Consider the following 3,745-nt stretch of genomic DNA (forward strand, 5'->3'; position numbering starts at 1 on the left):
TTAAAATCCTGCAAAAAGTACGGGGGTAAATTTATGGCAAAGGAAAAATCACAAAGCATTGGCTTCTTTCAAAAATACCTAACCGTGTGGGTTGCTCTCTGTATGACGGCAGGTGTTTTAATTGGTAAACTTTTACCTGCCGTTCCTGCATTTTTAGGCCGTTTTGAGTATGCCAGAGTTTCTATTCCGGTCGCCATCCTCATTTGGGTGATGATTTATCCCATGATGATGAAGGTGAATTTCCAGAGCGTCAAAAATGTGGGGAAAAACCCAAAGGGGTTATTCGTCACATGGGTGACAAACTGGCTCATCAAGCCGTTCACCATGTACGGTATCGCCGCGCTATTTTTCTATGTGGTTTTTAAGGGCTTGATTGCCCCTGACCTCGCCAAGGAGTATCTGGCGGGTGCAGTACTCTTGGGTGCGGCACCCTGCACAGCGATGGTGTTCGTCTGGAGCACGCTCACCAAAGGAAACCCTGCCTACACCGTAGTACAGGTAGCAACCAACGATTTGATTATTCTGGTTGCCTTTGTGCCGATTGTGAAATTCCTACTGGGCGTTTCCAACGTGTCCGTGCCATGGGACACGCTGATTTTATCGGTCATTTTATTTGTAGTCATTCCGCTTGCGGGCGGTATTCTGACCCGTGTGCTGGTGACAAATCGCAAGGGCACAGAGTATTTTGAAAACACCTTTGTCCATAAATTTGATAATGCCACCAGCATTGGTCTGCTGCTCACTTTGGTATTGCTGTTTTCCTTCCAAGGTGATGTGATTTTGAATAATCCGCTGCACATTCTACTCATTGCTGTGCCGCTTGTTTTGCAAACTTTCCTTATTTTCTTCATCGCTTATTTTGCTTGCAAATGGCTGAAGCTGCCCCATGATATTGCCGCCCCTGCGGGGATGATTGGCGCGTCCAACTTCTTTGAACTGTCGGTCGCTGTGGCGATTGCATTGTTTGGTACTACTTCACCGGCGGCTCTTGCCACCGTAGTTGGCGTGCTGACCGAGGTGCCGGTGATGCTGTTGCTTGTAAAAATCGCCAACAAAACGAAAGGATGGTTTCCAGTATGAGCAAACCTAAAGTAGCATTTATCTGCGTACACAACTCCTGCCGCAGCCAAATTGCCGAAGCACTGGGCAAGTACCTTGCGTCTGATGTCTTTGAAAGCTATTCTGCCGGAACGGAAGTAAAGCCGCAAATCAATCAGGATGCTGTGCGGCTGATGAAGCAGATTTATGGCATCGACATGGAGCGAACTCAGCGCAGTAAGCTGCTGGAGGAGATTCCCCCAGTGGATATCGTGGTGACCATGGGCTGCAATGTGCAGTGTCCTTTTTTGCCCTGTATGCACAGGGAGGATTGGGGGTTAGATGACCCAACCGGCAAAAGCGATGTGGACTTTGAACGTACTATAAAAGCAATCCGCTCTAAAATTGAGAATTTGAGAGAGCGAATCGCTGACAACAAACTATAAAGAACGAGGCTGGCGTTTGTCAGCCTCGTTTTCCTATTCTCCGTTACATCCCCAGTATCGTCCAGTCAATACTTGCATAAGGACAGTGGAAATTTGCGGCAACATATGGTACGATAACTTTTAACAAGTATTTGAATTGCTAATTATTTATAATCTGTACAGTAATTAAAGGCATCCGTAAACTCCTGCTGCAGCCAAATTACGGAGATTATCGGCAAGCACTTTATCTCATATGTGCAACTTATATCAGGTAATTGTCTGTGAGAATTGATATACTGGAGAAAGGAGTGAAGCAAATGTCTGTTCAAACAATAGAAACAATGGCAAAGTGGGTAGAAAATAACATAACAGAAAGCCCAAGCCTGCAAGATATGTCATCATATGTTGGTTATTCACCGTATTACTGCTCTACAAAGTTTCGGGAGCACATGGGTATGACATATAAACAATTTCTTGCCCAATGTAAATTAAAAGCTGCTGCTAATGATCTTTGCATAACCAATGACAGAATAACCGATATTGCTTTTCGATATGGGTACTCGTCATCTGAAGCGTTTGCAAGAGCTTTTTCACAAGCGTTTCAATGCTCGCCACGCCAATATCGGAAAACTTCCGGTGTTTCTCTTAGCTCACCTTAGTCTATAGGGCGTATTGCTCCCTCCGAATTTGTAAATGCGAGGAGATAAAATGTCTGACAAGTTTGGAAGAAATGATCTCTGCTGGTGTGGCAGCGGTCGAAAATATAAGAAATGTCATGGCCCTATTGATGAGCAAATTGAAATCTACCGCTTAAAGGGATATGAAGTGCCTTATCGAAAATTGCTTAAAACAAAACAACAGATTGAAGGTATTCGGGAAAGCAGCAAACGAAACATCGCTTTACTGGATTTCATTGCAAATTATGCGGTTGATGGAATCACCACGGAAGAGCTTGACCGGCTTATCTTCGAAAAAACCAAGGAACTGGGAGGCGTTCCAGCAACACTCAATTTTGACGGATACCCTAAGAGCGTGTGTATCTCAATTAATGATGTTGTATGTCATGGTATCCCCTCTGATCGTATATTCCTGCGAAACGGCGATATTGTAAATATTGATGTGTCTACAATTTATAACGGATTTTTTTCAGATTCTTCACGCATGTTTTGCATTGGTGCTGTTTCCGCTGAGAAACAAAAACTGGTTGATGTTGCGAAAGAGTGTGTGGAGCTGGGCATTGAACAGGTAAAACCGTGGGGATTTCTTGGTGATGTTGGGCAAGCTGTTCAAGACCATGCAAGGGAAAATGGATATTCTGTCGTTCGAGAAATCGGAGGCCACGGTATTGGTCTACAATTTCATGAAGATCCTTGGGTCGGTTATGTGACAAAGCAAGGAACAGGAATGCTCTTAGTCCCAGGACTTGTTTTTACTGTAGAGCCTATGATAAATATGGGAAAATCCAATATAGTAACAGATAAATGCGATAATTGGACTATTCGCACTGCTGATGGGAAGCCTTCTGCGCAATGGGAAAAACAGGTGTTAGTAACCGAAACTGGTTATGAGGTGTTGGCATATTAATGAACAGTTAGGAATAACCAGAATTTCTTATTATGAGCATAATGAGAACCTAAATGAGCAGACCCAGCTCCTTGCAGAACTGGACCTACTCATTATTACTACATGCCAAGAATAGTCCAGATGTATAATGGGGCTGTCAGCGTGAACACCAAGCAGGCAAACAGGATTGCCGGAGCCGCCCACTCGAACTGGCCATGTTTCCGATAATCAAAATAAGCCGTGCCTAATTTGGCAAAGAAGAACACAGCCAGAATCAGGTCGATGGCGGGGAACACCACCTTGTTGACCACGGTTTTGATCTGCTGGGAGGCCGTTGTCCACGTTCCCTCAATGGCTCCGGCTACATCCCCGGTTCCCGCTGCATAGGCCGTTGTACTGAACATCAGGCACAGCAGCAGAGCCATGCACAGGAGCATTGCAATTCGTTTCGATTTCATTGATTTTCCACCTTTCATCATAGGGTTGAAAACAGCAAGACCGCAGCTTTTGATTGGCTGCGGTCTTGTTTTTTCTCTGTTTTTAATGGGATTTCTGCGGCGCAATATGCCAGTCCGTCCATAAATAATCCCGGATGGTGACGGTGTCCGAGAGATTCATAGAGAGCATCCCGGCGGGTGACCAGCAATCAATCAGCCATGTGTACGGGGTATAGCTTCCGTCCGGGAACCAGATGGGTGAGAAATGCGTCCTGCGGCTGT

At 45.1% G+C, this 3,745-nt stretch carries 5 protein-coding genes; 4 read left to right on the forward strand and 1 reads right to left on the reverse strand.

The annotated features are described in order from the left end of the window. Positions 1–33 precede the first annotated feature (33 nt). From arsB to RT018_RS13795, 4 genes are all read left to right on the forward strand, one after another. Positions 34–1,080, forward strand: coding sequence for an ACR3 family arsenite efflux transporter (arsB, locus tag RT018_RS13780; RefSeq protein ID WP_018213997.1), 1,047 nt, complete (start codon positions 34–36; stop codon positions 1,078–1,080). Then, the gene (locus RT018_RS13785; RefSeq protein WP_018213998.1) at positions 1,077–1,484 is read left to right on the forward strand and encodes an arsenate reductase ArsC; all 408 of its coding nucleotides are present in this window, start codon (positions 1,077–1,079) and stop codon (positions 1,482–1,484) included. Before arsB ends, RT018_RS13785 begins: the two co-directional genes overlap by 4 nt. Before the next feature lie 296 nt (positions 1,485–1,780). Continuing rightward, on the forward strand, positions 1,781–2,122 hold the full coding sequence (locus tag RT018_RS13790; RefSeq protein ID WP_026184155.1) for an AraC family transcriptional regulator: 342 nt from the start codon (positions 1,781–1,783) through the stop codon (positions 2,120–2,122). Between the two features lie 49 nt (positions 2,123–2,171). Next, entirely contained in the window at positions 2,172–3,047 is an 876-nt protein-coding gene (locus RT018_RS13795; protein ID WP_026184156.1) for a methionyl aminopeptidase, read from the forward strand. Positions 3,048–3,145: 98 nt separating this feature from the next. On the opposite strand, the gene RT018_RS13800 is transcribed toward RT018_RS13795, so the two are convergent. Continuing rightward, positions 3,146–3,484: a DUF3852 domain-containing protein gene (locus tag RT018_RS13800; protein ID WP_312942870.1), complete on the reverse strand. Its 339-nt coding sequence runs from the start codon at positions 3,482–3,484 to the stop codon at positions 3,146–3,148. Positions 3,485–3,745: the final 261 nt, after the last annotated feature.

Source organism: Oscillibacter sp. (assembly GCF_032060045.1).
Classification (GTDB): Bacteria; Bacillota; Clostridia; order Oscillospirales; family Oscillospiraceae; genus Oscillibacter.

Excerpts from the sequence above, each read along its gene's own strand:
- arsB (WP_018213997.1), top strand. The coding sequence starts at position 34 with ATGGCAAAGGAAAAATCACAAAGCATTGGCTTCTTTCAAAAATACCTA.
- RT018_RS13785 (WP_018213998.1), top strand. The coding sequence starts at position 1,077 with ATGAGCAAACCTAAAGTAGCATTTATCTGCGTACACAACTCCTGCCGC.
- RT018_RS13790 (WP_026184155.1), top strand. The coding sequence starts at position 1,781 with ATGTCTGTTCAAACAATAGAAACAATGGCAAAGTGGGTAGAAAATAAC.
- RT018_RS13795 (WP_026184156.1), top strand. The coding sequence starts at position 2,172 with ATGTCTGACAAGTTTGGAAGAAATGATCTCTGCTGGTGTGGCAGCGGT.
- RT018_RS13800 (WP_312942870.1), bottom strand. The coding sequence starts at position 3,484 with ATGAAATCGAAACGAATTGCAATGCTCCTGTGCATGGCTCTGCTGCTG.